Genomic DNA, 26,235 nt, shown 5'->3' with positions numbered 1-26,235 from the left:
TCAGCGAAAAGGCCCGCCGGGGTTCTCCGGCGGGCCTTTCCCGTTCTCGGCTCACTCGACGTCGATGCCGTGATCGCGCACGAGCTGTGCCAGACCGCCCGGGTATCCCCGACCGCCGAGGACGAAGTCCCAGTCGCCGCCGGTCCGACGCCGGAAGGAGCCGAGCACCAGGGCGGTTTCGCAGGGCCGGCCGTCCGAGACGTCGAGCCGGCCCAGCTCCGTCATCGCGGAGTCCAGCAACCGGATACCGGCGCCGGCAAACCCGGACAGATCCGCGTGCGGGTCGGCCTCCGGATCGACGGCGGCCACCAGCACCAGACGGTCCGCGCGATCCGGCAGCGCGTCGAACGCCACCCTCAGGGCGGCCCGGTCGGGCGCCGTGGCCGCCACCGCACGCACCGAACCGTCGGGCGTGGCCGGGTTGTTGAAGAACACGAAGTGGTCGTCGCTCAGTACCCGGTTGCCCGCGCAGACCAGCGCACAGATGTCCAGCGCCACGTCACCGGACCAGAACATCCCCAGCACGTTGTAGTCCTCGCGGGCCGCCGGCTCGGGCCTGGGAGCGGGCCGGCCCCGCTCCCCCAGACGGCCGCGGAGCCCGTGCCGGTGGAGCAGGTCGACGAGTTCGGTGCCGGAGATCAGCTCGAGGGGCTTGCCCTGGGCGAAGGTGCGAGAGCCGGGTCCGAAGCCCGACGTCGTGACCAGCACACCCTTGTTCGCGCCGACGTCCTGCACCGTCCCGTACAGGTCGCGCACCGCCGTGGGCGGCACCGTGTTGCGGTAGCGCTTCACCTGTACAACGATCTTGCCGCCGCGGATCGGCGTCGGATCCACCGCGTCGACGTCCACCCCGCCGTCGTTCGAGCGCTCGGTCGTCACCGCCTCCATGCCCATGGCCCGGAACAGGTCGGCGACCAGGGACTCAAAGGCGATCGGGTCCATGTCGTACAGATCCGGTTCCTCGTCACCCCCACGGGTGACCGGACGGTCCCGGACGTCCTGGGGCCGGCGGCTCGGCCGGACCGCGGCGAGTTGGTCCGGCCGGGCCGAGAGCTGCCCCCGCAGCGCCTCGGTCAGGCAGCTGACCGGATCCACCTGCGCCAGGTGCAGACCGGTGAACGTGCCCCTCGGAGCCATGACCGTGGCCAGGCAGATGAGCGCCTGCCGTCCCGTGGCCGGATCGTGGTCGTCCACGACTCCGTTCAGCACGACGGACTCCAGCGCCCCGAACTCGTCCGCCGCGAACAGCTGGTGGGCCACGAGCAGCACGCACTGCGCGAGCACCTCCCGGTACAGCGCCCGGCGCTGTCCCACGGGACGCGGGGTCTCCTTGTCCTGGTCCAGCGTGGGCATGTACCGCACGGACTTCGCCTCGGGAACGACGTCGTAGCCGGGCAGCTCCCAGTCCAGCACCAGCTGCCGGGCCGGTGCGTCGTACGCGGCAACGACCTGCCGCGCAAACCCCTCGGGCCAGGTCGTGGAGGCGTACAGGACGGCCGAGAAGTACTCGACCACCGCCTCGGGTTCGCCGCGCCTGACGCCCTCGGTCAGCTCGGCGACACCGGCGTTGTGCCGCCGCACCTCCGACAGCTGGGCGCCGGTCCGCTGCTCGTACTCGTTCCGGAAGGCGGCGAGTTGCTGCTGCCGCTGCGCCTCGGCGGCCTGGGCGGCATGCCAGTCGTGCTCAAACCGGGCCCGGGCCTCGGCCTGCGCCTGCGCGCGCCGGTTCGCCGTCCAGCCGCCCTGCGGCTGGTACTGCGCCGGATCCGGCATGCGCACCGGCCATCCGAGGGGTCCCGGGTCGAACGCCTGGACCTCCTCGGTGCGCAGCAGCACCGCCGCCCGGAAGGCCGGGGCACGGCACCCGGCGGCCAGCAGCCCCTGCAGGGAGGCCACCCGGGCGTCCAGCTCGGCTGTGCGGCGCCCCGCCTCGGCCTGCCGGTACTCACGGTGACTCTGGGCAAGATGCCGCTGGTGGGCCCGCGCCTGCCGCTCCTGCTCTCTACGCTGCCGGGCCTCGGCTTCTCTCTGGCGCTGCTGCTGCCGCTGCACTTCGGCCCAGACCCCCACCAAACCAGCAGAGCGACGACTCATCCGCTGTATGCCCTCCCCAGGACGTCGGCACAGCCGACCCAACTCCGGTTGCCCCCACAACCGGTCGTAACCGGACGACTTTATCCGGCATGTGCCGTCCCGCACATGCGAGGTGCAAGATGCCGGGTTCGGAGTTCATGGTGGTTCCCGGGCCCGAGGGCGATCCGCGGTTGATCCGGGATGCGGCGAGTGCGCACCGCTCGGCGCCGGGCGTGACCCTGCGGCCCGTGACCTCGCCGATCGTGTTCACCCGCATCGGGTGAAGCCGTCCGGCGTCCGCCGTGGCCAAGCTGGTCGCGATGACGGCTTCTGCGACTTCTTTCGAGGTGGGCCACGCACACAGTGAGATCGGCTTTGGGCCCGGCTCCCGCCCGCTGGGCCCGTGCGGCGCTGCTCGCCCTGCTGGGCAGCGTGACGGTGCCGCTGGTCGTCGCCGGGCTGAAGAGCGTGCTGTGGGTGCTGGTGGGGGTCGCGGGGCTGGCCCTCACCGCCGCCGGGGTGTGGGGGGCCCTCGCGCACACCGGAGTCGTCCGGGCCGTGGGGACGCTGCTGTCGGTGGCCGCGCCTCTGGCGGTCCTCGCGCTGTACGCCGCGCACGACCTGCTGTGGGCGGTCTTCCTCTCGCTGGGCCTGTGGGTGCTGGCGGTGGTGGCCGCGCAGATCGCCCTGACGCCCGCGGGTGCTTCCGCGCGCCACCGTGACCGGGGTCCCGTCGAGCCGCCGCGCCATCCGTGGGTCCTGATGAACCCGAACTCCGGCGGCGGCAAGGTGGCCCGCTGCCACCTGGCGGAGCGGGCACGGGCGGCGGGCGCCGAGGTCGTCCTGCTGGACCCGACACGGCACCAGGACGTGGCGGAGCTGGCCCGGCGTGCGGTGGCGGACGGCGCCGACCTGCTGGGGGTGGCCGGCGGGGACGGCACGCAGGCTCTGGTCGCCGAGGTCGCGGCCCGGCACGGTCTGCCCTTCGTCGTGATCCCGGCCGGCACCCGCAACCACTTCGCCCTGGACCTCGGCCTGGACCGGGAAGATCCTGCGGCCGCCCTGGCGGCACTCACCGACGCCGACGAGTTCCGCGTCGACCTCGGGTTCGCCGCCGACCGGGTGTTCGTCAACAACGTCTCCTTCGGCACGTACGCAGTCGTGGTGGCCAATCCCGCCTACCGGGACCAGAAGGTCCGCACGGCCCTGCGGGAGCTGCCCGATCTCCTCACCGGTGACAAGGCCCCCAGCCTGCGCATGCGGGCCGGACGAACGCGGGCCTCGGGCCTGCAGGCGCTGCTGGTCAGCAACAACCCCTACCGGCGTGCCGTCGACGTCTCCCGCCCGGGGCGCCGGGTCTGCCTGAACTCCGGACGGCTCGGCGTGCTGTGCGTGCGCGTCGGCAGCACCGCGCAGGCGGCCCGGCTGCTGCGCGGCCCGCGCCCGCCGGGGCTGACCCGGCTGACCGCGCGGGAGGTCGTCGTCGAGACGGACGCGTCCACCGTCCCGGCCGGTATCGACGGGGAGCACGTCGAGCTGCCCGTACCCGTCGTGTGCCGGATAGACGCCGGGGCCCTGCGCGTCCGCGTGCCGCGCCACCGCCCCGGTTCACCGGTCGCCCGGCCGGCCGCCGACTGGCCACGGGTGGCACGGCTCGCGCTGGGCAGGTGACGTCACCCGGCGCCGGTGGTCCACTGGGCGCCGGTGCGCAGGCGGTAGGCGGCGACGGCGGCCTCGACCGTGGGGAAGAAGTGGTCCGGGTCGATGGTGCGGGTGAGCCCGTAGCGTTCGATCTTCCGCCGCACCGGGTCCTTCAGCTCGGCGAACACCAGATGGATGTGCTCGGCGTTGAGGGCCTCGTCGAGATCTTCCAGGACATCGGCGGCGGTGGTGTCCACGTCGGTCATCGGCTCGGCCGCGACCACGATCCAGCTCGGCCGCGGGTCCCCGTGGGCGAGCCGGCGGACCTGATCGCGGAAGGTCCTGGCGTTGGCGAAGAAGAGCGGCGCGTCGAACCGGTAGATCACCAGGCCGGGCAGCCGCTGCGCGCCGGGGTGGGAGCGGATGTCGTGGAAGCCCTCCAGTCCGGGCACCCGGCCCAGCACGGCGTCGTACGGCCACCAGGCGCGGCGGAAGACGTTGAGGACGGAGAGGGCGACCGCGATCGCGATCCCGGCCAGCACCCCGAGGAACGCGACGCCGACGAAGGCCGCGAGCGACAGCAGGAACTCGACGCGGCGCTGCCGCCACAGCCGTACGGTCCCCGGCAGGTCGGCGAGGGACAGGGACGCGACGATGACCACGGCGGCCAGCGCGGGCTGGGGCAGGTTCCGGAACAGCCCCGGGACCAGCAGGAGCATGAGGACGATCAGGGCCGCGCCGACGACCCCGGTCAACTGGGTCCGCGCGCCCGCCCGTTCCGCCACCGCCGTGCGCGAGCCGCTCGTGCTCACCGGGAAGCCCTGGAAGAAGCCCGCCGCCAGGTTGGCGGCCCCGATCCCGGCCATCTCCTGGTTGCCCCGGACCTCCTGTCCGGTCCGGGCCGCGAAGGCCGACGCGTTGGAGATGGTGTCGGCCAGGGAGACCACGGCGATGCCCAGGGCGCCCGCGGACAGCGGCCCGAGGTCGTCGAGCCGGACGTCGGGCACGGTGAACGGCGGGAAGCCCTTCGGCAGCACCCCGACCAGGCCGACCCCGTGCGCGCCCAGCTCGAACACGGCGGCGGCGCCGATCGCCAGCACCACCATCACCAGCACCGCGGGCACCTTCGGCAGCCGGCGCTGCAGCACCAGCAGCAGCACGACCCCGCCGATCCCCACCGCGGCCGCGGCCGGTACGACCGCCCCGGCGGCCAGCTTCTCGACGAGGCCGACGCACTCCCCGATCAGGGTGTCCGCCTCGACCTTGAAGCCGAGCAGCTTGGGCAGCTGTCCGATCAGGATGGTCAGGGCCAGCCCGTTCATGTAGCCGATCATCGTGGGCTTGGAGATCAGATCGGCGACGAAGCCGAGCTTCGCCATCGAGGCCAGGATCATCACGAGCGCGACCATCAGGGCGAGCATCGAGGCCAGGGCGACGGCCCGGTCGGGATCTCCGCCCGCCCCGGCCAGCGGGAGCACGGTGGCGGCGATCATCGGGCCGAGCGAGGAGTCCGGGCCCAGCACCAGGATCCGGGACGGTCCGCAGACCGCGTAGCCCAGCAGGCACAGGATCGACGTGTACAGGCCGGTGATCGGCGGCAGGCCCGCGAGTTCGGCGTAGGCCATGCCCTGCGGCACCAGCAGCGTCGTCAGGACGACTCCGGCGACCAGGTCCTTGGCCAGCCACTCGCGCCGGTACGACGACGCGGCGCGGACCCCGGGAACGGCCCGCAGCCGGGTCAGTACCCATGCGGTGGCGTGCCGGGTCGCCATCTACGGCCTCTCACGTCCTTGCGGCCCGCCTGGCGACGAACTTGCCCAGCTCCCACAGCCCGAGCAGCATCAGCGCCGGCACCAGCGCCCAGCCGAACTGCCGCACGTTGATCTGTGTCGTGCCCAGCAGCCGCTGGAAGCCGTCCATCTGTGTGACCAGCACCGCGAGGACGAACTCCACGAGCATCGCCCAGTTCATCTGCTTGCTGTCGAAGCTGGCGGTGGTCAGGACGGTCTCGGTCTCGCTGCGGCATTCGAGCGCGGCCACGATCAGGCAGAGCGCGAAGGACGTGAACGCGACGGACTGGCCGACGGCGGTGCTGCCGTAGTGCGCCTCGCCGAGCTTGATCAGGGCGAGCAGGCCGATCGTGATCACCAGCCCGGACAGCCCGACCGTGACCATCACGCCCCTGGTCAGCACGGGTTCACCGCGCGGACGCGGTCTGCGCTCCATGAGTCCGGGGCTCTGCCGGTCGAAGCCGAGCGCGAAGCCGAAGGCCGCGTTGACGAAGAAGTGGATCCACAGCACCTGGGCCGGGCTGAAGGGTTCGCCCGCCGCGATGTCGAACAGGGTCGCGCCGAGGAAGGTCAGGACGAACACCACGAGGAGCACGAGGACGAAGCGGATGTACTTCGTGAGGTTGTCGTAGATCTTGCGGCCCTGCTCGACGGCGAAGACGATCGTCGCGAAGTTGTCGTCGGACAGCACCATCCGCCCGGCGTTCTTGGCGACCTCCGTGCCAGAGCCCATGGCGATGCCGATGTCGGCCGCCTTGATGGCCGGGGCGTCGTTGACGCCGTCCCCGGTCATGGCGACCACGTCGCCCTTCTTCTTGAGCGTGTCGGCGAGCAGCACCTTGTGTTCGGGGGCGACGCGGCCGACCACTCCGATGTCGTCGATGCGGGCGAGCCGCTCGCTCTCCGGCAGCGCGGCGAACTCGGCGCCGAGGAGCGCCTCGCCCTCGATGCCCAGCTGCCGGGCGATGGCAGCGCCTGTGACGACGTCGTCGCCGGTCACCATCCGCACCCGGATGTGCGCGGCCTGCGCGTCGGCCACGGCCGCCCGCGACTCCGCGCGCGGCGGGTCGACCATGCCGACCAGGCTCGTCATCTGCAGGTCGGTGACGTGGGCGAGCAGGTCCCCGTCCGGTTCGAAGGCGGCCGGGTCGAGGTCGCGGCGCGCGGCGGCCATCACCCGCAGCCCCTCGCCGCCCATGCGCTCGACGTGTGTCTGGGCCCGCTCGCGCAACTCCGCGTCCCAGGGGACGGTCGTGCCGTCGCGCAGCGCGGTGGCGGCCCGGGCCATGACCGCGGGCGCCGCCCCCTTCACGAAGCACCGCACGACCGGGCGGCCGGCCGCGTCCGTGGCCGAGTGGAAGGTGGCCATCAGCTTGTACGACGGGTCGAACGGCAGCGTGGCCAGCCGGGGCAGCCGCTCCCGGGTGGCGTCGATGTCCAGCCCGGCCTTGTTGCCGAGCACCAGCAGGGCGCCCTCGGTGGGGTCGCCGACCACCTTGCCGTCCACGAGCCCGGCGTCGCTGGCGACCACGTAGGGCAGGATCGCGTCCTCGATGCCGGGCGTGCTGCCGACGGCGTGATGGACCTTGCCCTCCAGCCCGTAACCGGTGCCGGAGACGGTGTAGCGGTCGCCGGGATCGATGACCTCCACGACGGTCATCTGGTTCATGGTGAGGGTGCCGGTCTTGTCGGAGTTGATCGCCGAGGTGAACCCCAGCGACTCCACCGACGGCAGGTCCTTCACGATCGCCTGACGCCGGGCCAGGTCCACCCCGCCGATCGACAGGATCGTCTGGGTCACCGTGGGCAGGGCCTCCGGGATGGCGGCGATGGCCAGCGAGACGGCGCTCACGAACAGCGTGTCCCACGCCTCGCCGCGGCTGCGCCCCAGGACGAACATCACGATCATCGTCAGTCCGGCAGCGCCCGTGATCCACAGGGTGAGCCGGTTCAGCTCCCGGTCCAGCGGGGAGGCTTCGCGGGGCGTCGCCGACAGCATCCCGGAGATACGGCCGAGTTCGGTGCCGGCGCCCGTGGCCGTGACGATCACCGTCGCGCTGCCGTGCGTGACCGGCGTGTTCATGAACGCCATGTTCGTCCGGTCCCCGGGGCCCAGGTCGCCGCCGGCCAGGGTCGTCGCGTCCTTGGCGGCGGGCACGCTCTCGCCCGTCAGCGCCGACTCGTCGATCTGCAGGGCGCTGGCCGCGATGATCCGGCCGTCGGCGGGGACCTCGTCCCCGGCGGTGAGGAGGACGACGTCACCGACGACCACCTCCTCGGCCGGGATCTCGGACTCCGTCCCGTCCCGGCGCACCCGGGCGGTCGCCTTCAGCATCGACTTGAGCGCGTTCATGGCGCTCTCCGCCTTGCCCTCCTGTCGCATGCCGACGACCGCGTTGAGGACCGTCAGCACGACCAGCAGGATGCCCGTGTGCCACTCCGCGATCAGGAACGACACCACGGCGGCGGCGACCAGGACCATCTGCATGTAGCTGCGGTACTGGGCCAGGTAGCGGCGCCAGCCCGGCAGGGGTTTCTCCTCCGGCAGCGCGTTCGGGCCGTTCGCCCGCAGCAGCTCCGCGGCCCTCGCCGAGGACAGCCCCACGGCCGGATCCACCCCGAACCCGGCGGCGACCTCCGCCGCGGAGCGCGCGTACCAGGCCCGGTCGTCCGTCGCCCCCTCGTGCGGGGCATCCGTCTGCGCGGTCACGGCGCGCGCCTCCTCGGCTTCCTGTTGCCGGATTCGCCTTTGGAAACCGATGCGGCGTACGGGTCGGGCGCGGCACCCTTGGGCGCCTCACGCTCCAGCTCCCGCCTGACCTCGGCCAGCCCACGCCGGGTCTCGTCACTGACCCGCGGGTACTGGGGGTTGATCTCGATCAGCGTGTGCGCGAGCACCGCGGCAGCACAGACGCGCGCGAACCACTTGTGGTCGGCGGGTACGACGTACCAGGGCGCCCATTTGGTGCTGGTGGCGGACAGCATCTGCGAGAACGCGCGCTGGTAGTCGTCCCACCGGGCCCGCTCCCTGACGTCGGCGGGCGAGAACTTCCAGTTGCGCTCGGGAACGTCGATGCGCTTGAGGAAGCGGATCCGCTGCTCCTCCTTCGACAGGTTCAGGAACAGCTTCACGATCCGGAACCCGTTGTCGGTCAGATAGTGCTCCCAGTCGTTGATCTCCCGGTATCGCCGGTCCCACACGTCCGGGCCGCGCGCCGAGTCCGGCAGCCGCTGCCGGTCGAGGTTCTCCGGGTGCACCCGTACGACCAGGACCTCCTCGTAGTGGGACCGGTTGAAGATGCCGATCTCGCCGCGCCCGGGCAGCCTGCAGGCGTAGCGCCACAGATAGTCGTGATCCAGCTCCTCGGTCGAGGGCACCTTGAAGCTGGACACCTGCACGCCCTGCGGGTTGACGCCGCTCATCACATGGCGGATGGTCCCGTCCTTGCCGCCGGCGTCCAGCGCCTGCAGGCAGACCAGCACTCCGTACGTGTCCTGGGCCGCCAGCCGCCGCTGGTAGTCGGCGAGCAGCTCGACACCGGTGCGGAGCAGCTCGACGCCCTCCTTCTTCTTCCGGATGCCCGCCTTGTAGCCGGGATCGAAGTCGTCCGCCAGATGCACCTTCCTGCCGGGCTCGACCCGCAGTGGCCTGATGAACTCCGCTATGCGTTCGGCCCTGTCGTCGGCCATCGTCCGCCCGCCTTCCACCCTGGCCCGACCCGTCGGCCCGGCCTCGCGCCGGGTCGCCCTCCCGACAGGGTCGAACCGATCGGCGGTGCCGGCCTCACCCTCCGCGGGTGGTTGCGGGGGGCTACGGCCCGTCCGCCGGCTGCAGGTCCTGCTCGGTCCAGATCGTCTTGCCGGTGGGGGTGTAGCGCGTGCCCCAGTGGTGGGTCATCTGGGCGATGATGAACAGGCCCCGGCCGCCCTCGTCGTCGTTTTCCGCGTGCTTCAGGTTGGGCGTGGTGTGGCCGGTGTCGGAGACCTCGCAGATCAGGTTCCGGTCGCGGATCAGGCGTACCTGGATCGGGCCGCCGCCGGCGTAGCGGATGGCGTTGGTGACCAGTTCGCTGACGATCAGCTCGGTGGTGAACGCCAGGTCGTCCAGCCCCCAGTCGCCGAGCCGCTTCGCGACGGCGGAGCGGATGGTGGCCACCGCCGCCGGGTCCGAGGCCAGGGCCCACTCGGCGAACTGGTTCCGGTCGAGCATGCGGGTGCGGACCGTGAGCAGTGTCGCGTCCACGTCCACCGCCCCGGGCAGCAGGGTGTCCACCACCCTGTCGCACAGCCCTTGCAGGGACCTGCAGTCGCCGGCGAGCACCTGGGACAGCTGCGCGAGCCCGGCCGCACGGTCGTCGGCCGCCTGGAGGAGCCCGCCCGTGAAGAGGGCGACGACGCTGCCCGGCGGGAACTCCAGTTCCGTGCTCTGGTAGGGCGGGCCACCGACCCCCAGCGGCGGCCCGGACGGCAGCTCCGGACACTCGACGACACCCGGGCGCGGTACGACGGCTGACAGCACCGAGTCCCCGGCCTGCGCCAGACGGCACTTTCCGGACGCGGGGTCGTACACCGCGTACAGGCAGGCCACGCCCAGCGCCGCGGGGGGCCGCGGCCTCAGGTGGCCGGGGCCGTGTCCGGTCCCGCGCTCGTGCGCGGTGTGCTCTGCGAGGTCGTCCAGGCGGGACAGCAGCTCGTCCGGGCTCAGGTCCAGGCGGGCCAGGACGCGTACCCCCGTGCGCAGCTGCCCCATGGTCACCGCGGCGTGCATGCCGTGACCGAGCACGTCCCCGACGACCAGGCCGACCCGGCCGCCCGACAGGGGGATGACGTCGTACCAGTCGCCGCCCACCCCGGACCCGCTGTCGGCGGGCTGGTAGCGGCTCGCCGAGTCGACGGCGGTGTGCGCCGGCAGGTGGCGCGGCAGCAGGCTCCGCTGGAGTTTGAGGGCCACCGTGTGGCCCCGGGTGACCACCGGCATCAGCAGGAAACCGATCAGCAGGGCGCCGAGGCCGAGGACGGTGACCCCGCCGGTCGGTCCGATCAGCGGCAGGTCGACGCTGGTCGTGCCGTACCGGGGGTTCGCGTAGACGCCGAAGGTGGCGTACAGGAACAGCAGGAGCATGATCAGCCCGCCGAGCCCCGGGAACACGCCCTTGAAGACCATGTCCCGGACGCTGCGGGTGAGGACTTTGCGGTAGTACCAGAGGCAGGCGAAGCCGGTCAGCCCGTACTGGAATGCGATCGCGAGCCCGACCGAGTCGATCGAGTCGGCCACGATGTTCTGGCTGAACGACGTCAGCAGGATCAGCAGGGCGATCGAGGCCGCTCCCATGCCGACGGTCCCCCAGGTCGGGGTGAGAAACCTGCGGTGGATGCGGGCGAACCGGGCGGGGACGGCCTTGTGGACCGCCATGGAGAAGACGGTCCTGGCCAGGGGCAGGATGGTGGTCTGGGCGGAGGCCAGCGCCGAGGTCAGCACCATCAGGATCAGCAGTCTCGACAGGACCAGCCCCGTTTCGTGACTCCCGAAGACGGCATCGCCCAGCCCCGAGAACACGTCGTCCGAGTTGTCCAGGTTGCCGAGCCCGATACCCGAGGTGCCGACTCCCGCGAACGCCTGCGCCGACGTCGACACCAGCCCGTACGTGACCAGGAGCAGCACGATGGACAGGACCGCCGCGCGCCCGGGGATACGTGTGCTGTCGACGGTCTCCTCGTTGACCGCGAAGGAGGTGTCCCAGCCCCAGTAGATGAAGACGCCCGCGAGGATGCCCGAGGTCAGGGCCCGTGTCGAGGACACGTCGAAGGGGTTGAACCAGGAGGCGGAGACGTGGATCGCCGTCGCGGGAGGATCGGTGTAGACCCGGACCAGCGCGGCGACGGCGAACAGGATCAGCATCAGCACTTCGAGGCAGAGCAGCCAGCGCTGGACCGCCGCCGAGACCTCGATGCCCACGTAGCAGATCGCGGTCAGCAGGGTGATCCAGACGATGCCGGCCACCGTGGTCCACAGCCGGCTCTCCCCCAGCGCGTCCAGGCCCACCAGCCGGAAGCCGTAGACACCGGCGATCTCGGCGAGGTTCACCATGACGATGACGTCGGCGACGACGATGCCCCAGCCGCCCATCCAGCCGGTGCGCGGCCCGAAGGCACGGGTGGCCCAGGTGAAGGTGGTCCCGCAGTCGGCGTTGCTCGCGTTCAGCTCCCGGAAGGCGTACGCGACCAGCAGCATCGGGATGAAGGCCAGGATGGTGACGATCGGGGCCTGCAGTCCGACCCCGGCCACGATGATGCCCAGCGTGGCGGCGATGCTGTACGCCGGGCCGGTGGAGGCCAGACCCATGACCACCGAGGAGAACATGCCCAGGGCGTTGCTCTTGAGCCCTTTCCGGCCGGCTCGCGTCCCGGGCGCGGGGCGGCCGACGGACTCGACGCCGCCAAAGTGCCTCACACTTGATTCCAACGCGGGGCCACTGCCCTCCGCAACAGCGCGGCGGCGTCACCGCCGGGCCCCCTCGGCACCCGGGTGACGCATCCTGCGAGGCCCGGACCGGCGACTCGCACTCCATGCTTCACGTGCCATGCGAAGCTCACATCTTGCTCAGAAGATCCACGGAAGCCGACAGTCCGCCCCTCGCCGCTGACATGATCAGCCGCCAGTGACCGATCGATCCCGGCCGCGTCACCACCCTGGACCAAGGAAGAAGTGTCATGCGCACATCCAAGGCGGCTTTGCGAACCCTCGCAGGACTGAGCATCGCGTGTGCCGCACTGCTCGCTCCGCTCACCGGCTGCACCTCGGGCCACACCGAGGCCGAGAAGCCTGCGCAGCCCGCACGTTCGTCCGAGCCGGGGTCAACGGCGGCGACGGCCACGCCGGACAGCAGTGCACAGCCCTCGGTCCGACAGCCCCCGGAGCTGGACGCCGACGAAACACTCGCCGGCCGCCTGAAGGCGACCACCGGGAACGCGAGCCTCGCCTTCGGCAAGGGCAGGAAGGGGGACGCCCTGATCGTCGCGGTCAGCTGCCAGGGCACAGGCAAGATCAAGGTCGCCGTGCGGCCCGTGCGCGCCTCCTTCTCGCTGGAGTGCCGCGCCGACCAGGTCAGCACCACCTACAACCAGCTGGCTGTCAGCGGCGTGGACCGCAGCGGCGTCGCCTCCGTCGAGGCCCCCTCCTCCGTGCGCTGGTCGATGACCATCGGCCGCGGTGCGCCCACACAGGAGGAGACCCCCGCGTCGCCGTCGGCCGTTCAGTCCAGGAAGTAGGACCAGAACGGGATCGTGGCGTACTGATGGCCTTCGGGTGTGGGCACGGGCGCGCCGAACTCGTGGTGGAAGTAGTCGACCAGATCGGCGCCGTAGTAAATGATGTCGGTCTGGTACATCGACAGCACCGGTGTGCCCGTGCGGTCCGGATCCGCCAGCAGGTACCGGTGCGAGTGGATCGGCACCATGACCGGGACCTCGGCCAGGTACGCGCGAGCCACCTCCAGGGCGTCCTGCATGCCCGCCGGCCGCACATCCCAGTCCGGATGCCAGAAACTGTTGCGCTCCACGTCGAACAGCACTCCGTCCGCCGGCCAGGCGAGCCGTTCCGCCAGGTCCTCCGGGTCGCCGTCCCGCCAATCGGGCCAGTTGCGGCCCCCGGTCGGCAGTCCCGCGCCCAGGAGGGTCCGGTGCTCCGGAGCGAAACGGAATTCCCAGCGCTCCTCGACGCGATCGAGTTCCCGCTCGCTCATGCCCGGCTTCAGCTCAACTCGGGCGGGGAGCATGGCAAGCAGGGCCTGGGCGCCTTCTGAGGTCAGCGGGTTCTCGGGACTGATCGGAGTCATACGCCGAACAGTAGCCCGGGCGCGGCGCCGGAGTTGAACATGTTCAGAAACAGTGCCGGCATGACGGGGCCGCAACCGCCAAGCCGTCGACTCACGACCGCCTTTGATGCCGCTGTTTCTCCGGGGGACTGATGCCGCGCCACTCATCCGGCCTCGCCCGAGGGCGGCACGCGGTGTTCGCCGCCTGCCTGCTCGCGCTCACGGAATGCAATCCCCACATGTACGACGACGTGCCCGCGCTGCATGATGCAAAGCAGGCAGAGGTGTCGGGTTCATGGATGACTTCGACGACAGGTGGCGCCTGTCGGGTACGGGAACCTGGAAGCTGACCGACAAGCGGACCGGATGGAACGACGGCCGGCATGTCCAACTGACCCTCACCGCACGCACAGCGGTGGCGACACGAGCACCGGAGCCGGACGACCCGCCCGCCCCGACGACGGACCGCCCCCAGCCCCCCAAGACCTACACCTGGACATTCGAGCTGCGGCGCGACAACAAGAAGGCACTCGAGCTCTACTTCTTCTTCGGTGCCCCGGACTCGCGCAGTACGTACATCCTGCGGAGAGACGGATAGCCGGGGCCGTTCACGCAACGGACCGGCCGCTGATCGAGAACAGGACAGCCACGGAGAGTACGGGCGTCGGGCCGGGGTCGAGCAGTCGGTCAAGGACCTCCCCCGCGCTGCCCACATATCGTGCAAGGCCTGCCACGTAACGAACGCGACTGGTCGCCACACCGATCCGACCCGCTCACAACGCGCACCCGGCCGCCCGTATGTCACTGTCCGCATTGGATCTAGTGCAGTCAGTAACTCTCTCTTTATGGTCAAAGGGATGCCAACCCCGTATCCCTGGAGGATTCGTGGCAAGCTTCCGTACTCGTCTGGCCATGCTCGGCACGGCCGCAACTCTCGCCGCAGGCGCCCTGGTTCCCGCACAACTCGCCGCGGCGCAACCCGCCGCCGCGGCAGCCCACCAGTGGGTCGCCCTGGGCGACTCCTACACCGCCGGTGTCATCCCCGCCGCGGGCGACACCTTCGAAGTCCCCCGCGACGGCTGCGAGCGCACCGACCAGTCCTACCCGCAGGTCATCGACCGCGACCTCGGCTCACTCTTCGACCTGACCGACGTCAGCTGCGGCGCCGCCACGATCGAGGACGTCACCTTCAGAGCCCAGGAGCCGATCGGACGTCACCTGCCGCCCCTCTCCGAGGACCCGGACTACCCGTTCCCCGCGGTGCCTCCCCAGTCCGCCGCGGTGGGCCCCGGCACCGACGTCGTCACCGTCGGCGTGGGCGGCAACTCGATCGGCTTCGCCGACATCCTCTTCCAGTGCCTGCAACTGGGCGCGGGCAGCGGCGGAGTGGGCACCCCGTGCCGGGACGACCTGGCCGGCGGCATCCCCGGCCGGCTGAACAAGGCGAGCAGGGACTACGACGAGATGCTCACCGTGCTCCACGAGCGCGCCCCGCACGCGAAGATCCTGGCCGTGGGCTACCCCACGGTCATCCCCAAGGACACCTCCAAGTGCCGGTACAACGACCTGGAGCAGTTCGGCTCGATCACCCAGGGCGACCTGGACTGGCTGCGCCAGGACGTTCTGGAGCCCCTCAACAACGTCATCGAGAAGTCGGCCGGCACCCACGACTCCGCCCGCTTCGTCGACCTCTACGACTCCTCCCGGAACCACAGCGTCTGCGACACCGGCAAGTGGGTGGAAGGCATCTTCACCCGCGTCCCTGACCAGCCGGCCGTCGTGCACCCCAACGCCCGGGGCCACCGCAACGCCGCCGACCACGTCGCAGCGGCGATGCTGGACACCATCGGCGTGAACTGACCCGCACAGGGCGCCCCGGCCCGCGATCCCGCGGTGAACCGCCTCCGGCCCCACAGCCGGAGGCGGTGCCGGCTCGTCAGGAAACCAGAACGCCGATGCCGTCCCCCAGCACCTTCAGCCCGAACACGAAGAACAGCACCGCCATGACGGCGGTGTTGTGCCGCGCCGCCCATTCCTTCCAGTTGCCCAGCATGTTCTTCGCCCGTTCACCCATGACCAGGAAGACCCCAAGAGGGGTCAGCAGTCCGACGGAAGCGATGAAGACGAAGATTGCCAGGGCGGCGATCTGCTCTGCGACCGGCAGCCCCGACGAGCTGATGGTCGCTGCCGCGGCAATGGTCAGCGGGGCGTTCTTCAAGTTCCCGGCCGACAGCAACAGGGCGAGAAGGAAGATCTTCGCCGGTGTGAAACGGTCGATCGCCGCCATCCATTTCGGCAACTGTGCCTGCGTGACATCGGTCGGCCGATGACGCCAGAGCTTCGCACCGAAAAGAGCCAGTGCCACGCCCAGCGCGAGCTTGAGAGCCCCCACCCAGTCGGCCGGCTGCCCGTGGGTGGTGGAGCTCCCCCGGCCGCCGATGACCAGCATCACCGCGCCCAAGGCCGACAGACCCACCACCCAACCGGCGGCGAACACCAGTCCGTTCACGCGTCCCCGAGGCGTGGCCAGCACGATGATGATGGCGATGATCGGAAGGGGACTGACGGCGACACCGGCCGCCAAGCCCAGCACATCGCCCAGCACTTCACCCATGCGTAAAGAATCAACGACCGCGCACGATCCTGGCCGCAGGGCCACGCGGCACGCGAGTGAATGGCACTCACGCATGCCCTGGTTCCCCGGGTGCGGGTGATGTGCACGCGGGATAGGCTTTTGACGACAAGGTCAGGTTCTCTGGGCGGTTTACAGACGCCGGTCGCCTAATGCGCGACGTTCAGTTCTTTCTGTTGAGACCCGACGAGCGCGGTGCGCCCCCTCGCACTTTCCAGGCGCTTTCCAGGGGTGGGCAGCGGCCGAATCCCTCCTCTCGAAGCCTGTCTCGCGCTGTGCGTGCCGGAGTGGCACCGGCTTCAGGGTCCGCAGCCTGCAGTCCCTGTGGAGGTCGGGATGAGAATTGTCGTGGACCTTTCCCGGTGTGAGGGGTACGCGCAGTGCGCGTTTCTCGCTCCGGACGCGTTCCGGATGCACGGCGAGGAAGCGCTGATGTACGACCCGAGCCCCGACGACGCCCGGCGCGAGCAGGTGCTGCGCGCCGCGGCGGCCTGCCCGGTCCAAGCGATTCTGGTCGACCAGCTGGAGGGGCGGGAGGCACCGGTGGAGGCGTCGCCGTCATGACCCGCGCGGACACCCTGCGAGCGCTCAAGCGCGAGGGCAGCATCGTGATCGTCGGGGCCTCGCTGGCGGGGCTGCGAGCGGCGGAGGCTCTGCGCGACGAGGGTTTCACCGGCTCGTTGACCATGATCGGTGACGAGTTGGGCGAACCCTACGACCGGCCTCCCCTGTCCAAGCAGGTACTGACGGGGTGGGTGCCGGCCGGAAACACCGCACTGCCGCGACGCCGTGACATCAATGCGGAGTGGCTGCTGGGGGTGCCCGCCAGCGGGCTGGACCTGGCAACCAACGTCGTGCGTCTCGCCGACGGACGCGAGATTCCCTTCGACCGGGTGCTGATCTCCACGGGGGTACGGGCCCGGCCCTGGTTCGTCGAGAGCGAGGCGGCCCTGGACGGAGTGTTCGTCGTCCGTACGCGCGAGCACGCCGAGGGTCTGCAGCGAGCCCTCGCCGCCGGACCCTCCCGCGTCCTGGTCATCGGCGCGGGATTCACCGGCTCCGAGATCGCCTCCATCTGCCGCGAGCGCGACATCCCGGTGACCGTCGCCGAACTCGCGCCGGCCCCGCTGGTCGGGGCGCTCGGTGCCATGATCGGTGAGGTCGCGGCCGACATGCAGCGCGCACACGGTGTCGACCTGCGCTGCGGCGTCAAGGTCACCCGGCTGGAGGGCGACGCTCAAGGGCGGTTCCGCCGCGCCCACTTCGACGACGGCAGCACGATCGACGCCGACGTGGCGGTGGTGGCGCTCGGGGGCATCCGCAACACCGAGTGGCTGCGGGGCTCGGGACTGGCGGCAGGTGTCTGGGGAATCGCCTGCGACACGGGCTGCCGCGCCCTCGACATCAACGGCCTGATCACCGACGACGTCTTCGCCGCCGGAGACGTGGCACGCTGCCCGAACCCGATCTACGAGTACCGGCTCATCTCGCTGGAGCACTGGGCCAACGCCGTGGAGCAGGCCGAGGTCGCGGCGCACAACATGGTCAGCGGCCAGGCCGACCGCTGGCCCCACCTGACCATCCCGCTGTTCTGGTCGATCCAGTTCGGTGCCAACATCAAGTCCGTCGGCGTGCCGACCTTCGCCGACGAGGTCGTCGTCACCCAGGGGTCGGTGTCCGACCGCCGCTTCGTCGCCGCATACGGCTACCGGGGCCGCGTCACCGCGGCGGTGAGCTTCAACAACGCGAAGTGGCTGGACCACTACCGGCAGCTGATCGAGACGGCCGCGCCCTTCCCGCCGCCGTGCCCCACACCCGACCAGCCCGTCGACAACAAACCGGTGCCCGTCGACTTCCCCGGCCCCGAGCTGATCGCCCAGGGAGCCACTGTGGTCGTCACCGGCAATGACCCGGGTGAGCGGCGCGTCACGTCGATCCAGCAGCACCACCGGTAAGGGGAAGGCAAGATGACCACGACCGAGACGCCCGACACGCTGCGCCGGATCCTCGACTACTCCTCCCGGGCCGACCCGTACCCGCTGTACGCCGAGCTGCGCAGGACGCCGGTGGCCCGGCAGGAGGACGGCAGCTACGTCGTCAGCACCTATCGCGAGCTCACGGACCTCCTGCACAACCCGCACCTGAGTTCCGACGTCCGCAATCTGTCGCACCCGATGCCCGGGAAGGAGGGAGAGACCACGCCGGCGTTCATCAACATGGACCCGCCCGAGCACGACCGCCTGCGGCGGATGGCGATGCGCCACTTCGGCCCCCCGCACACCCCGGGACTGGTGACCGGCCTCGACCCCACGCTGACCAGCATTGTCGGCAGCCTGATCGACGACTTCGCGGGCAAGGAGCAGATCGACATCGTCGACGACTTCGCCTACCCGTTCCCCGTCACGGTGATCTGCCACCTGCTCGGCGTGCCGCGCGAGGACGAACCGAGGTTCCACGTGTGGGTGAACGACCTCATCAACTCGATCGACTACGACCCCAGGACCGACCCCAAGGAAAAACTGGAAAAGGGCGTGCAGGCCCGCACGGACCTGCACGAGTACCTCGGCGGGCTGCTGGAGCAACGCCACGGCCGGCCGGGTGACGACCTGCTGTCGAAGCTGGCCAACGACGACGGGCCGGACGGGCGGATGGCCGACGAGGAGATCGTCGCCACCGCCAACCTGCTGCTGATCGCCGGCCACGAGACCACCGTCAACCTCATCACCAACGGCATGCTGACGCTGCTGCGCCACCCGGAGATGCTCCAGCGACTGCGCGACGAACCGGGTCTGGTCGTCCCGCTGGTCGAGGAACTGCTGCGCTACGAGCCGCCCGTGCACATCATTCCCTGGCGGGCGGCGTACAGCGACATCACCGTCGCCGACACCGTCATCCCCAAGGGCTCGCAGATCATGCTCATGCTGGCCTCGGGCAGCCGCGACCCGGACCGCTTCCACGATCCCGACCGCTTCGACCCCGATCGCCGGGACAACCGGCACCTCGGCTTCGGCAGCGGCATCCACCTGTGCTTCGGCGGCCCGCTGGCCCGACGGGAGACCCAGATCGCGCTGACCGAACTGGTCCGCCGCCTCGACCGGCCCAGCCTGCTCGCCGACCCGCCGCCGTACCGGCGCAGCCCGGTTCTTCGCGGCCCGATCCATCTGCAGGTCGAGCAGAGCGAGGGGTGACGCGACAGCCGAGGGCACCGGCAGAGCAGCAGCCCCTTCCTCGCACGCCCCCGAACATCAAACGGAGGCGGCAGGGAGGGGCTGTTCGGTCCAGATGGACTTGCCGGTGCGGGTGTGGCGGGTGCCCCAGCGCTGGCAGAGTGCGGAGACGAGCTGCAGGCCGCGGCCGCCCTCGTCGGTGGCGGAGCTGTGGCGGATGTGCGGCGTGGTCAGGCTGGCGTCGGAGACCTCGCAGATCAGTGCGCGGCTGCGGAGCATACGCAGCCGCATCGGGCCGCAGGCGTGCCGGATGACGTTCCCGACCAGCTCGCTGACCAGGAGTTCGGTGGTCATGATCAGGTCCTCGTCGGCCAGGTCCCAGTCGGCGAGCTGGGCGCGGACCAGCTCACGGGCCCGGCCCGCCGCCACCGGGTCCTCCGGCAACGGCCACTCGGCGACGTTCTCCGCGTCCAGCGGGTGGGTGCGGGCCAGCAGCAGGGCTGCGTCGTCGGTCAGCGCGCCGTGGGCAGGGAGGAGAGCGGAGGTGAGGTTCGCGCAGAGGGCGTCCAGGTCGGACGCGTCCGCCGGTGAGGCCGGCAGGGCGTGCACGGACTGGAGGAGCAGCTCGGCCAGCTGGTTCATGCCGGTGGTGACATCCCGGTCCTTGCTCTCGACCAGGCCGTCGCTGTAGAGGGCGAGCAGGCTGCCGGCGGGCAGTGGGGTCTCCAGCGTTTCGAAGGGCGGAGCGGCCACCCCCAGGGGCGGGTCCGGGCTCATGGACAGGAAGGTGACGGTGCCGTCGGGGTGGGCCACCGCCGGGGGCGGCTGACCGGCGCTGGCGTACGACAGACACCGGCTCACCGGGTCGTAGATGCCGTAGAGGCAGGTTGCGAGGGCGTCGTTGCCCAGCTCGCCGACGATGTCGTTGAGGTGGCCGAGGACTTCGTCGGGCGGCAGCTCCAGCTCCGAGAGGGTGCGCACGGCCGTGCGGAGCCTGCCCATCGTGGCGGCCTCGGCCATGCCGTGGCCCATGACATCGCCGATCACGAGCGCCACCCGGGCCGCGGAGAGGGGAATCACGTCGTACCAGTCGCCGCCGACGTCGGCTCCCTGTTTGGCCGGCTGGTAGCGCGCAGCCGTCGTCACCTCGGGCAGCTCGGGCAGTGCCTGTGGCAGCAGGCTGCGCTGGAGGGTACGGGCCCGGGTCGTCGCCTCGTCGTAGAGCCCGGCTCGCTCCAGGGCCTGCGCGGTCAGTCCGCTGAGCGCGGTCAGCAGCGTTCGTTCGTCGTCGTCCAGTACCCGCGGTCGGCCGAAGGAGATCACCACCGCGCCGATCTCGCGCCCGGACACCGCCAGCGGCAGAAAGGACCATGCCTGCTTGTCGCTCTCCCGGATCAGGGTCTCGGCCGCCGGGTAGCGCCTCAGGAACTCCTCCGGGGAGGAGATGCAGAGGGGGGTGCGGGTGTGCAGGGCGTGTCCCACCGGGTTCATGGTGTCCCGCACGGTCCAGTGCCCGTCCAGCAGTCGGGTGAAGCGCTCCGTGTATCCCCGGGAGCCGACCACGTTCAGCCGGTCGCCGACCACGCCGAGCATGATGAGTCCCGTGGCCCCGAGGGGTGTCATCACGCCGTCGGCCACCGCCGCCATCACGTCCTGAGCCGTGACAGCCTCGGCCAGCTCCCGAGTGATCCGCTGCACCAGGGCCGCCCGCTCCGCGGACGCCCGCTCCGCGGCGGCCCGCTCGGCCTCGCGCAGATGCCGCTCGGTGGTGTCGGTGATGTAGAGCGTGAGGCCTTCCGGCACCGGCACCAGCCGCACGTGGTACCAGGACGTCCCGTCCGGCCCCGGTACGTCGAACTCGGCCGGCCGGCCTTCGGCCGCCGTCGCCCGGCACTGTTGCTCCAGCCCCGGCACGGCACGTACCGCGGGGATGTTCCAGAGCAGGGCTCCGGCCACGTCTCCCGCGGCGCCGAGGAACCGCTCGGCGGCCTGGTTGAGAAATCCGATGCGCCAGTCCGTGTCCAGGGAGACGAAGCCGTCGCTCATGTGTCGCAGTGCCCGCCCCACCGACTCGGCGGCGGCATGTGTTTCGCTGGTGTCCCTGAGGGTGCCGATCACCTTCACCGGCGCCCCGTCCTCGTCCGTGATCGTCCGGGCACTGGCCTCGATCCAGAGGTACGTGCCGTCCTGCCGGCGGACCCGGTACTCGTTCTGGAAGCCGCCGCGGAGCTGAATGCCCGTGTCGAAGCCGGCCACCGCCGCCGGCAGGTCGTCCGGGTGGATCAGTGCCGCCCACGCCTCGATGCCACCGCTCATCACCTCCGGATCGATGCCGGCCACCACCTCCTCGACGGGCCGGTCGGAGGTCAGCTCGCCGGTGCGCAGGTCCCAGGTGTACGTGACGGAGGGCGCCCCTTCCACGTCCCACGGCGAGGCGGCCTCCCGCGGTCCTGGCTCGTTCTCCAGGTCGCGCAGCAGGGTGGGGGACGGATTGAGGATCCCGGACGCCCCGAGCCTCCCGGACATCCAGGCCGCCACCTCGTCCAGAAACGCGCACTCCGCCGCACCGGGCTCGTCGCCCGGGGCGAAGAGGACGGAGAGCGCGCCGCGTCGCCCGCCACCGCCCGGAACGGGGACGGCCAGGTGACCGATGCCGGCGGGGAGCCGGGAAGGCCAGAGGGCGGCGGGGTCCCGGCCGGGCACCGGGTCGGGCGGGGCCAGGTCGGGCTGCCAGGTGATGGTGTCGTTGCGGGCGGCCCTGCTGGGCGGGGCCGTGCCGCGTACCGGAATGATCAGCCAGGGCCGGGTCATCGACTCCGGCAGGCCGCTGTCGGCGACCAGGTAGAGGATGCCGCTCATGCCGCCGCCCGGGAGATGCACCATGCCGCCCAGGCCGTGCACCTCGGCCACCGCCTGCTGGAGCGCGGTCATCAGCACGTCGACATCGCGCCGGTCCTCGTCCACGGCATTGAGCAGCCGCATCCGTATGCGGTGTGTTTCCGAGGGCCGTGCGGTCGGTATGGACCGCAGGCCCTGCGGTTGGTTCAGCGACTGGGGGACGTGCGGCATGGACGGTTCGGTGCTGTGCGCTTCGCCACCTCTGCTGTTCACCACTGTCGACTGTCGCCTCCGCTCACCCGCCGGGCTGCAAGTGATCAGATGTGGACCTGCGGCGATCTACATCCGTCCAATACATCCTAATCGGAATAACTTAGGTGATTTGATCTGCTCCGGGGAACCGTGCCTACCGGAGAACTCGGACCCCGTCCGCCGAGGAGGGCGCCTGAGCCCTCCTCGGGTACGCCCACCGTCTGTCACTGGATGCATCCGCCCCGGTTCCACCATTGGCGCTCATCGGGGTCTCTTCCGCGAAGCGTGTCTCCACGACAAGCGTCCTGCTCGCACAGAGAGCGGCAAGTCGAGGTGCTCCGTTGGGCGGCACTCCACAGCGCCGAACCCGGTATTAGCCCACCTGGTCGGGTGCAGCTGTGCCGATCAGCGGTCGACGCGGTCTCCCGTGCTTGCATCCTGAGTGGAGGCCCATGACATGACTGACGAGAGACAGCAAGACACCCGCTCCCGACTCTCCGCGTCCCGGCGTCGTGTGCTGGCGGCGGCCGCCCTGGCGCCCATAGCTGCCGGTGTGCCGGCCCGGGCCCACGCCCTGTCCGCCGGACCGACGGACCGCGCCCTGGTCGCACCGGTGATGACCAAGCTGACGGACTGGACGGAGGTGGGCGAGTCTCTCGGCCGACCCGGTGACATGCGGCGGTTCATGTACCACACGGCCTTGCCGCGTCAGGACCTCAAGGTCATCTCGCGAGGCGTTCTGATCGACCCCGCGCTCGCCCTCGGTACGCACGTGTCCTTCGTCCGATACGCGGACCAGAGCACGCTCCTGATGGGCGACGCGGTGGTCACCGAACGCGAACTGCAGCGCTTCTGCGACGTCCTGAATGAGCACGGGATCATGCAGACCGCCATCCACAAGCACCTGCTCGCCCATGAACCGGACGTCTGGTGGGTCCACCTGCACGCCCACGGTCACGACCCGGTCGCCATCGCCCGCGGTCTGCGCGCCGCATTCGACCGCACCCGTACTCCACCCGCCGCACCCGCCACCCCCTCGCCGCGCGTCGACCTGGACACCACCGCCATCGACGCCGCGATGGGCGTCAAGGGCTCCCCCGACGGCAAGATCTACAAGTCCACCTATGTCCGCCGCGAGACCATCGCCGACGGCCATCTGGCCCTGCCTCCGGGACTGGGCTCCACCACCTCCGTCAACTTCCAGCCGCTCGGCGGCGGAAGGGCCGCCCTCAGCGGCGACCTGGCCATGATCGCCGGCGAGGTCCAGCCCGCCCTCACGGCCCTGCGACGCGGTGGGGTCGAACTCGTCGAGGTGCACCACCACAACCTCACCGACGAACCACGCCTGTTCTTCGTCCACTACTGGGCCGTCGGCGATGCCGTCAGGCTCGCCGGGGCCGTTCGCCGGGCCGTGGACGTCACCAACGTCGTACCCATGCCTGGAGGAACCGGCTGATGGACGCGGACAACGAGACAATCACCTGCCCGTTCGACTTCAGCGAAGCACTCGACTTCGACCCCGCGCTCGCGGACCTGATGCAGCGCCGCTCCCCCGCGCGCATCCGGCTTCGCTACGGCGCTGCGGATGCCTGGCTGATCACCGGCTTCGACTCCGTCAAGCAGGTGACCACCGACCCACGGTTCAGCAGGGCGGGCATCATCGGTCACGACTACCCCCGGATGACGCCGGAGCCCATCGTCTCGCCGGAATCGATCAACGTGATGGACCCGCCGCAGAGCAGCCGCGTCCGCCACCTGGCCTCGCAGGCCTTCACACAGCAGCAGGTCGAAGGCATGCGGCAGCGGATCACCTGGCTCACGGACCGCCTGCTGGACGACATGGAGAAGCAGGGACCGCCGGCGGACCTGGTCCAGCACCTCTCCAACCCGCTCCCCCAGCACGCCATCCTGGACCTCCTCGGTATCGAACGGGAGGAATGGCCCCGGATCGAGGAGTCCGTGCACCAACTGCTCGTCGTCGGCGCGGGCACCAAGGAGGCCGCCGCGACGGCCAAGGCCGATCTGACGGCCTACTTCGCCAAACTCGTCGAACAGCGCCGGAACTCACCCGGCCCCGACCTCATCAGCGCTATGGCCGCGGCGCGGGAGGGCGAGGAACAGCTCGACGACAAGGAACTGGCGGTCATGGCACTGACGCTGGCGCTCAGCGGCCAGGACACGGCGACCTGCCAGATCAGCGACATCACCTACCTGCTCCTGACCCGTCCCGAACTGATGCAGCACCTCAGGCGCCGGCCCGAGACCGTGACCGACGTCGTGCACGAGATGCTCCGCTGCATCCCGTTCCGCAAGGGTGTCGGAATCCCACGCGTGGCTCTCGAGGACGTGGAACTGGACGGTGCGCGGATCAAGGCAGGCGACTTCGTGCACGTGTCGTACCTGACGGCCAACCGTGACCCGGAGCGCTACCCGTCCCCCCACGACATCGACCTCGACCGCCCCACCGCTCCGCACATGACCTTCGGCTGGGGCGGACACCGGTGCATCGCCATGCCGTTGGCCATGGCGGAACTCGAAGTGGCCATCGGCCGCCTTGTGGAGAGGTTCCCCGGCCTGCGGCTCGCAGTGCCGCCGGAGGAGCTGCGTTGGGACACGGAGACGATCAGGCGGTTTCCGCTGGAGCTGCCGGTGGCCTGGTAGGAAGGCCTGCATCGCGTCGGACGCACGGACGACGCACGGACGCCACCGAACACCGACGAGCCCCCCTTCCCGGCCAGGAAGGGGGGCTCGCGGGGCCACGCAGGCGCGCAGCGGGGGCGCTCTCACCGGTGTCGCCCAGCAACTCGGCCCGTGCTGCCCTGCCCTGCCACCAGCAGGCAGCGGAGTCGACCAGTCCGGTACGTTCACTCGGCAGTCTTGGCCCGCCGCGGCCACACCGGCAGGGCCGCCTTCCTATCTGTCGTCTTCGTCCCGGCCGTCTTCGAAGACGAACAGTGGTTTGGTGCCGTGTGCGGGTGCTTCGGCGAGCGAGACGGCTTCGGTGAAGCGTTCGAGCGGGAACGGCCGGCCCCGGGGGATGCTCAGCACCTCGTCGGCGACCAGACCACGAACCTGGGACAGCGCGCGCAGCGCATCCTCGGGTGAGGCAGCGCCGAACCAGCGGTTCAGCCAGAAGCCACGGACCGCTTTGGTCTCGTAGATGACCGAGCGTGCCTGCAGCGGGATCGTCAGTGCCGCAGGGTCGGTCTGCCGATGGGTCGAGAGTGCGCCGTAGACCACGACCTCCCCTCCCGGAGCCAATGACTGGGACACCTGGGCACCCACGGGACCCGCGACACAGTCGACGGCCTTCCGCACGCCGACCGGCCCCGCAATCTCAGCCACACGCTGCACCAGGTCCTCGTCCTCGGTGCAAATGACCTCGTCACCGCCAAGCGCTTTGATCTCCTCGACGGCAGCGCGCCGCCGCACGACATTGATCGTCCGCACGCCCAGATGCCTGGCCAGCTGAATGACGAGCCGGCCGACGGTGGAGCCCGCGGCCGTCTGCAACAGCCATTCGCCCGGCTGTACGTCGAGTTCGCGCGTCACGAGGAGCAGCGCGGTCAACGGGTTGACCGCGAGTTGACAGGCGCTGGAGTCGCTCAGACGGTCGGGGACCGGCAGAAGCCTTCGCGTGTCGGCAACGAGGTACTCCTGCCAGGTGCCGTCCACAGGGGGCCCGGGTACCGCCGGGACCACAGCGGCCACCACGCGCTCACCGACCGTCAGCCCCTCGGTACCCGGGCCCAGGGCCGCAATACGGCCCACGCATTCCATGTGACCCCCGACAGCGGGAAACCCGGGGGAGAAACCGTAGCGGCCGCGCAGCACGTGCAGATCACTGGCGTGAATCGGAGTCGCCTTCACACGGATCAGCACCTGACCGGCTTTCGGCGTGGGTACAGGCCGGGATTCCAGCCGCAGGACATCGGTGGGCTCGCCGGCCTTCACAGCTACGAGCGCGCGCATGGATTGAGGCATGAGCGGCCTTTCGACCCACTCAAGATGATCATGAGTTCGGATGT

General features: G+C 70.6%; 19 protein-coding genes. 10 read left to right on the top strand and 9 right to left on the bottom strand.

Going from position 1 to position 26,235, the window contains the following annotated elements:
* Nucleotides 1-51: 51 nt before the first annotated feature.
* Nucleotides 52-2,094, bottom strand: a complete 2,043-nt coding sequence (locus ACFY3C_RS06080) for a restriction endonuclease (protein ID WP_390769873.1) — start codon at nucleotides 2,092-2,094, stop codon at nucleotides 52-54.
* 119 nt (nucleotides 2,095-2,213) lie between these two features.
* On the opposite strand from ACFY3C_RS06080, the gene ACFY3C_RS06075 reads away from it, so the two are divergent.
* Together ACFY3C_RS06075 and ACFY3C_RS06070 are read left to right on the top strand one after the other, a co-directional pair.
* Complete coding sequence (locus tag ACFY3C_RS06075; protein ID WP_390769872.1) at nucleotides 2,214-2,357, top strand: hypothetical protein; 144 nt, start codon at nucleotides 2,214-2,216, stop codon at nucleotides 2,355-2,357.
* A gap of 79 nt (nucleotides 2,358-2,436) precedes the next feature.
* Nucleotides 2,437-3,744, top strand: a complete 1,308-nt coding sequence (locus ACFY3C_RS06070) for a diacylglycerol/lipid kinase family protein (RefSeq protein WP_390769871.1) — start codon at nucleotides 2,437-2,439, stop codon at nucleotides 3,742-3,744.
* Nucleotides 3,745-3,746: 2 nt separating this feature from the next.
* On the opposite strand, the gene ACFY3C_RS06065 is transcribed toward ACFY3C_RS06070, so the two are convergent.
* The 4 genes from ACFY3C_RS06065 to ACFY3C_RS06050 all read right to left on the bottom strand — a co-directional run bounded on the left by ACFY3C_RS06065 (nucleotide 3,747) and on the right by ACFY3C_RS06050 (nucleotide 11,955).
* Nucleotides 3,747-5,486, bottom strand: coding sequence for a SulP family inorganic anion transporter (locus ACFY3C_RS06065; RefSeq protein WP_390769870.1), 1,740 nt, complete (start codon nucleotides 5,484-5,486; stop codon nucleotides 3,747-3,749).
* Between the two features lie 10 nt (nucleotides 5,487-5,496).
* Nucleotides 5,497-8,214, bottom strand: a complete 2,718-nt coding sequence (locus tag ACFY3C_RS06060) for a cation-translocating P-type ATPase (protein WP_390769869.1) — start codon at nucleotides 8,212-8,214, stop codon at nucleotides 5,497-5,499.
* A complete protein-coding gene (locus ACFY3C_RS06055) occupies nucleotides 8,211-9,194 on the bottom strand; it encodes a polyphosphate kinase 2 family protein (RefSeq protein ID WP_390769868.1) in 984 nt (327 codons plus the stop codon). Before ACFY3C_RS06055 ends, ACFY3C_RS06060 begins: the two co-directional genes overlap by 4 nt.
* A gap of 121 nt (nucleotides 9,195-9,315) precedes the next feature.
* Nucleotides 9,316-11,955 (bottom strand): amino acid permease, encoded by a 2,640-nt coding sequence (locus tag ACFY3C_RS06050; protein ID WP_390769867.1) that lies wholly within the window; start codon nucleotides 11,953-11,955, stop codon nucleotides 9,316-9,318.
* A 260-nt stretch (nucleotides 11,956-12,215) separates the two neighbouring features.
* On the opposite strand from ACFY3C_RS06050, the gene ACFY3C_RS06045 reads away from it, so the two are divergent.
* Nucleotides 12,216-12,773 carry a hypothetical protein gene (locus tag ACFY3C_RS06045; RefSeq protein ID WP_386571820.1) on the top strand — a complete coding sequence of 186 codons (558 nt, stop codon included), beginning with the start codon at nucleotides 12,216-12,218 and terminating at the stop codon, nucleotides 12,771-12,773.
* Here ACFY3C_RS06045 and ACFY3C_RS06040 read toward each other — a convergent pair.
* Nucleotides 12,758-13,339, bottom strand: a complete 582-nt coding sequence (locus tag ACFY3C_RS06040) for a hypothetical protein (protein ID WP_386571819.1) — start codon at nucleotides 13,337-13,339, stop codon at nucleotides 12,758-12,760. The two genes, ACFY3C_RS06045 and ACFY3C_RS06040, sit on opposite strands and share 16 nt — an antisense overlap.
* A 274-nt stretch (nucleotides 13,340-13,613) precedes the next feature.
* Here ACFY3C_RS06040 and ACFY3C_RS06035 point away from each other — a divergent pair, with 274 nt between their 5' ends.
* Together ACFY3C_RS06035 and ACFY3C_RS06030 are read left to right on the top strand one after the other, a co-directional pair.
* Nucleotides 13,614-13,916 (top strand): hypothetical protein, encoded by a 303-nt coding sequence (locus tag ACFY3C_RS06035; RefSeq protein WP_390769866.1) that lies wholly within the window; start codon nucleotides 13,614-13,616, stop codon nucleotides 13,914-13,916.
* 287 nt (nucleotides 13,917-14,203) lie between these two features.
* The gene (locus tag ACFY3C_RS06030) at nucleotides 14,204-15,178 is read left to right on the top strand and encodes an SGNH/GDSL hydrolase family protein (protein ID WP_390769865.1); all 975 of its coding nucleotides are present in this window, start codon (nucleotides 14,204-14,206) and stop codon (nucleotides 15,176-15,178) included.
* A 76-nt stretch (nucleotides 15,179-15,254) separates the two neighbouring features.
* On the opposite strand, the gene ACFY3C_RS06025 is transcribed toward ACFY3C_RS06030, so the two are convergent.
* Complete coding sequence (locus ACFY3C_RS06025; protein ID WP_390769864.1) at nucleotides 15,255-15,932, bottom strand: GAP family protein; 678 nt, start codon at nucleotides 15,930-15,932, stop codon at nucleotides 15,255-15,257.
* Between the two features lie 354 nt (nucleotides 15,933-16,286).
* Between ACFY3C_RS06025 and ACFY3C_RS06020 the strand changes: the two genes are divergently transcribed.
* Genes ACFY3C_RS06020 through ACFY3C_RS06010 form a run of 3 tightly spaced genes read left to right on the top strand, consistent with a single transcriptional unit; the run spans nucleotide 16,287 to nucleotide 19,138 of the window.
* Entirely contained in the window at nucleotides 16,287-16,514 is a 228-nt protein-coding gene (locus ACFY3C_RS06020; protein ID WP_386571811.1) for a ferredoxin, read from the top strand.
* The gene (locus ACFY3C_RS06015; protein ID WP_386571810.1) at nucleotides 16,511-17,905 is read left to right on the top strand and encodes an NAD(P)/FAD-dependent oxidoreductase; all 1,395 of its coding nucleotides are present in this window, start codon (nucleotides 16,511-16,513) and stop codon (nucleotides 17,903-17,905) included. Before ACFY3C_RS06020 ends, ACFY3C_RS06015 begins: the two co-directional genes overlap by 4 nt.
* Before the next feature lie 12 nt (nucleotides 17,906-17,917).
* Nucleotides 17,918-19,138: a cytochrome P450 gene (locus ACFY3C_RS06010; RefSeq protein ID WP_386571809.1), complete on the top strand. Its 1,221-nt coding sequence runs from the start codon at nucleotides 17,918-17,920 to the stop codon at nucleotides 19,136-19,138.
* Between the two features lie 57 nt (nucleotides 19,139-19,195).
* Here ACFY3C_RS06010 and ACFY3C_RS06005 read toward each other — a convergent pair whose 3' ends face one another.
* Nucleotides 19,196-22,099: a SpoIIE family protein phosphatase gene (locus ACFY3C_RS06005; RefSeq protein ID WP_390769863.1), complete on the bottom strand. Its 2,904-nt coding sequence runs from the start codon at nucleotides 22,097-22,099 to the stop codon at nucleotides 19,196-19,198.
* Between the two features lie 565 nt (nucleotides 22,100-22,664).
* On the opposite strand from ACFY3C_RS06005, the gene ACFY3C_RS06000 reads away from it, so the two are divergent.
* Together ACFY3C_RS06000 and ACFY3C_RS05995 are read left to right on the top strand one after the other, a co-directional pair.
* On the top strand, nucleotides 22,665-23,663 hold the full coding sequence (locus ACFY3C_RS06000) for a DUF1259 domain-containing protein (RefSeq protein WP_386571805.1): 999 nt from the start codon (nucleotides 22,665-22,667) through the stop codon (nucleotides 23,661-23,663).
* Nucleotides 23,663-24,868, top strand: a complete 1,206-nt coding sequence (locus ACFY3C_RS05995) for a cytochrome P450 (RefSeq protein WP_390769862.1) — start codon at nucleotides 23,663-23,665, stop codon at nucleotides 24,866-24,868. Before ACFY3C_RS06000 ends, ACFY3C_RS05995 begins: the two co-directional genes overlap by 1 nt.
* A 252-nt stretch (nucleotides 24,869-25,120) precedes the next feature.
* Here the strand turns inward: ACFY3C_RS05995 and ACFY3C_RS05990 are convergent, their stop codons facing one another.
* Nucleotides 25,121-26,179, bottom strand: a complete 1,059-nt coding sequence (locus ACFY3C_RS05990) for a zinc-dependent alcohol dehydrogenase family protein (protein ID WP_390769861.1) — start codon at nucleotides 26,177-26,179, stop codon at nucleotides 25,121-25,123.
* Nucleotides 26,180-26,235 lie beyond the last annotated feature (56 nt).

This window comes from Streptomyces sp. NPDC001410 (assembly GCF_042895235.1).
In the GTDB taxonomy this organism is placed as follows: Bacteria; Actinomycetota; Actinomycetes; order Streptomycetales; family Streptomycetaceae; genus Streptomyces.
Note: the sequence above shows the minus strand (reverse complement) of the source record. Positions and strands in the feature narration are given on the sequence as shown.

Bases quoted from the DNA above. Each gene is read 5' to 3' on its own strand.
- ACFY3C_RS06000 (WP_386571805.1), top strand. From the start codon at position 22,665: ATGACTGACGAGAGACAGCAAGACACCCGCTCCCGACTCTCCGCGTCC.
- ACFY3C_RS06065 (WP_390769870.1), bottom strand. From the start codon at position 5,486: ATGGCGACCCGGCACGCCACCGCATGGGTACTGACCCGGCTGCGGGCC.
- ACFY3C_RS06080 (WP_390769873.1), bottom strand. From the start codon at position 2,094: ATGAGTCGTCGCTCTGCTGGTTTGGTGGGGGTCTGGGCCGAAGTGCAG.
- ACFY3C_RS05990 (WP_390769861.1), bottom strand. From the start codon at position 26,179: ATGCGCGCGCTCGTAGCTGTGAAGGCCGGCGAGCCCACCGATGTCCTG.
- ACFY3C_RS06035 (WP_390769866.1), top strand. From the start codon at position 13,614: ATGGATGACTTCGACGACAGGTGGCGCCTGTCGGGTACGGGAACCTGG.
- ACFY3C_RS06040 (WP_386571819.1), bottom strand. From the start codon at position 13,339: ATGACTCCGATCAGTCCCGAGAACCCGCTGACCTCAGAAGGCGCCCAG.
- ACFY3C_RS05995 (WP_390769862.1), top strand. From the start codon at position 23,663: ATGGACGCGGACAACGAGACAATCACCTGCCCGTTCGACTTCAGCGAA.
- ACFY3C_RS06010 (WP_386571809.1), top strand. From the start codon at position 17,918: ATGACCACGACCGAGACGCCCGACACGCTGCGCCGGATCCTCGACTAC.
- ACFY3C_RS06045 (WP_386571820.1), top strand. From the start codon at position 12,216: ATGCGCACATCCAAGGCGGCTTTGCGAACCCTCGCAGGACTGAGCATC.
- ACFY3C_RS06020 (WP_386571811.1), top strand. From the start codon at position 16,287: ATGAGAATTGTCGTGGACCTTTCCCGGTGTGAGGGGTACGCGCAGTGC.
- ACFY3C_RS06015 (WP_386571810.1), top strand. From the start codon at position 16,511: ATGACCCGCGCGGACACCCTGCGAGCGCTCAAGCGCGAGGGCAGCATC.
- ACFY3C_RS06025 (WP_390769864.1), bottom strand. From the start codon at position 15,932: ATGGGTGAAGTGCTGGGCGATGTGCTGGGCTTGGCGGCCGGTGTCGCC.
- ACFY3C_RS06075 (WP_390769872.1), top strand. From the start codon at position 2,214: ATGCCGGGTTCGGAGTTCATGGTGGTTCCCGGGCCCGAGGGCGATCCG.
- ACFY3C_RS06005 (WP_390769863.1), bottom strand. From the start codon at position 22,099: ATGCGGCTGCTCAATGCCGTGGACGAGGACCGGCGCGATGTCGACGTG.
- ACFY3C_RS06055 (WP_390769868.1), bottom strand. From the start codon at position 9,194: ATGGCCGACGACAGGGCCGAACGCATAGCGGAGTTCATCAGGCCACTG.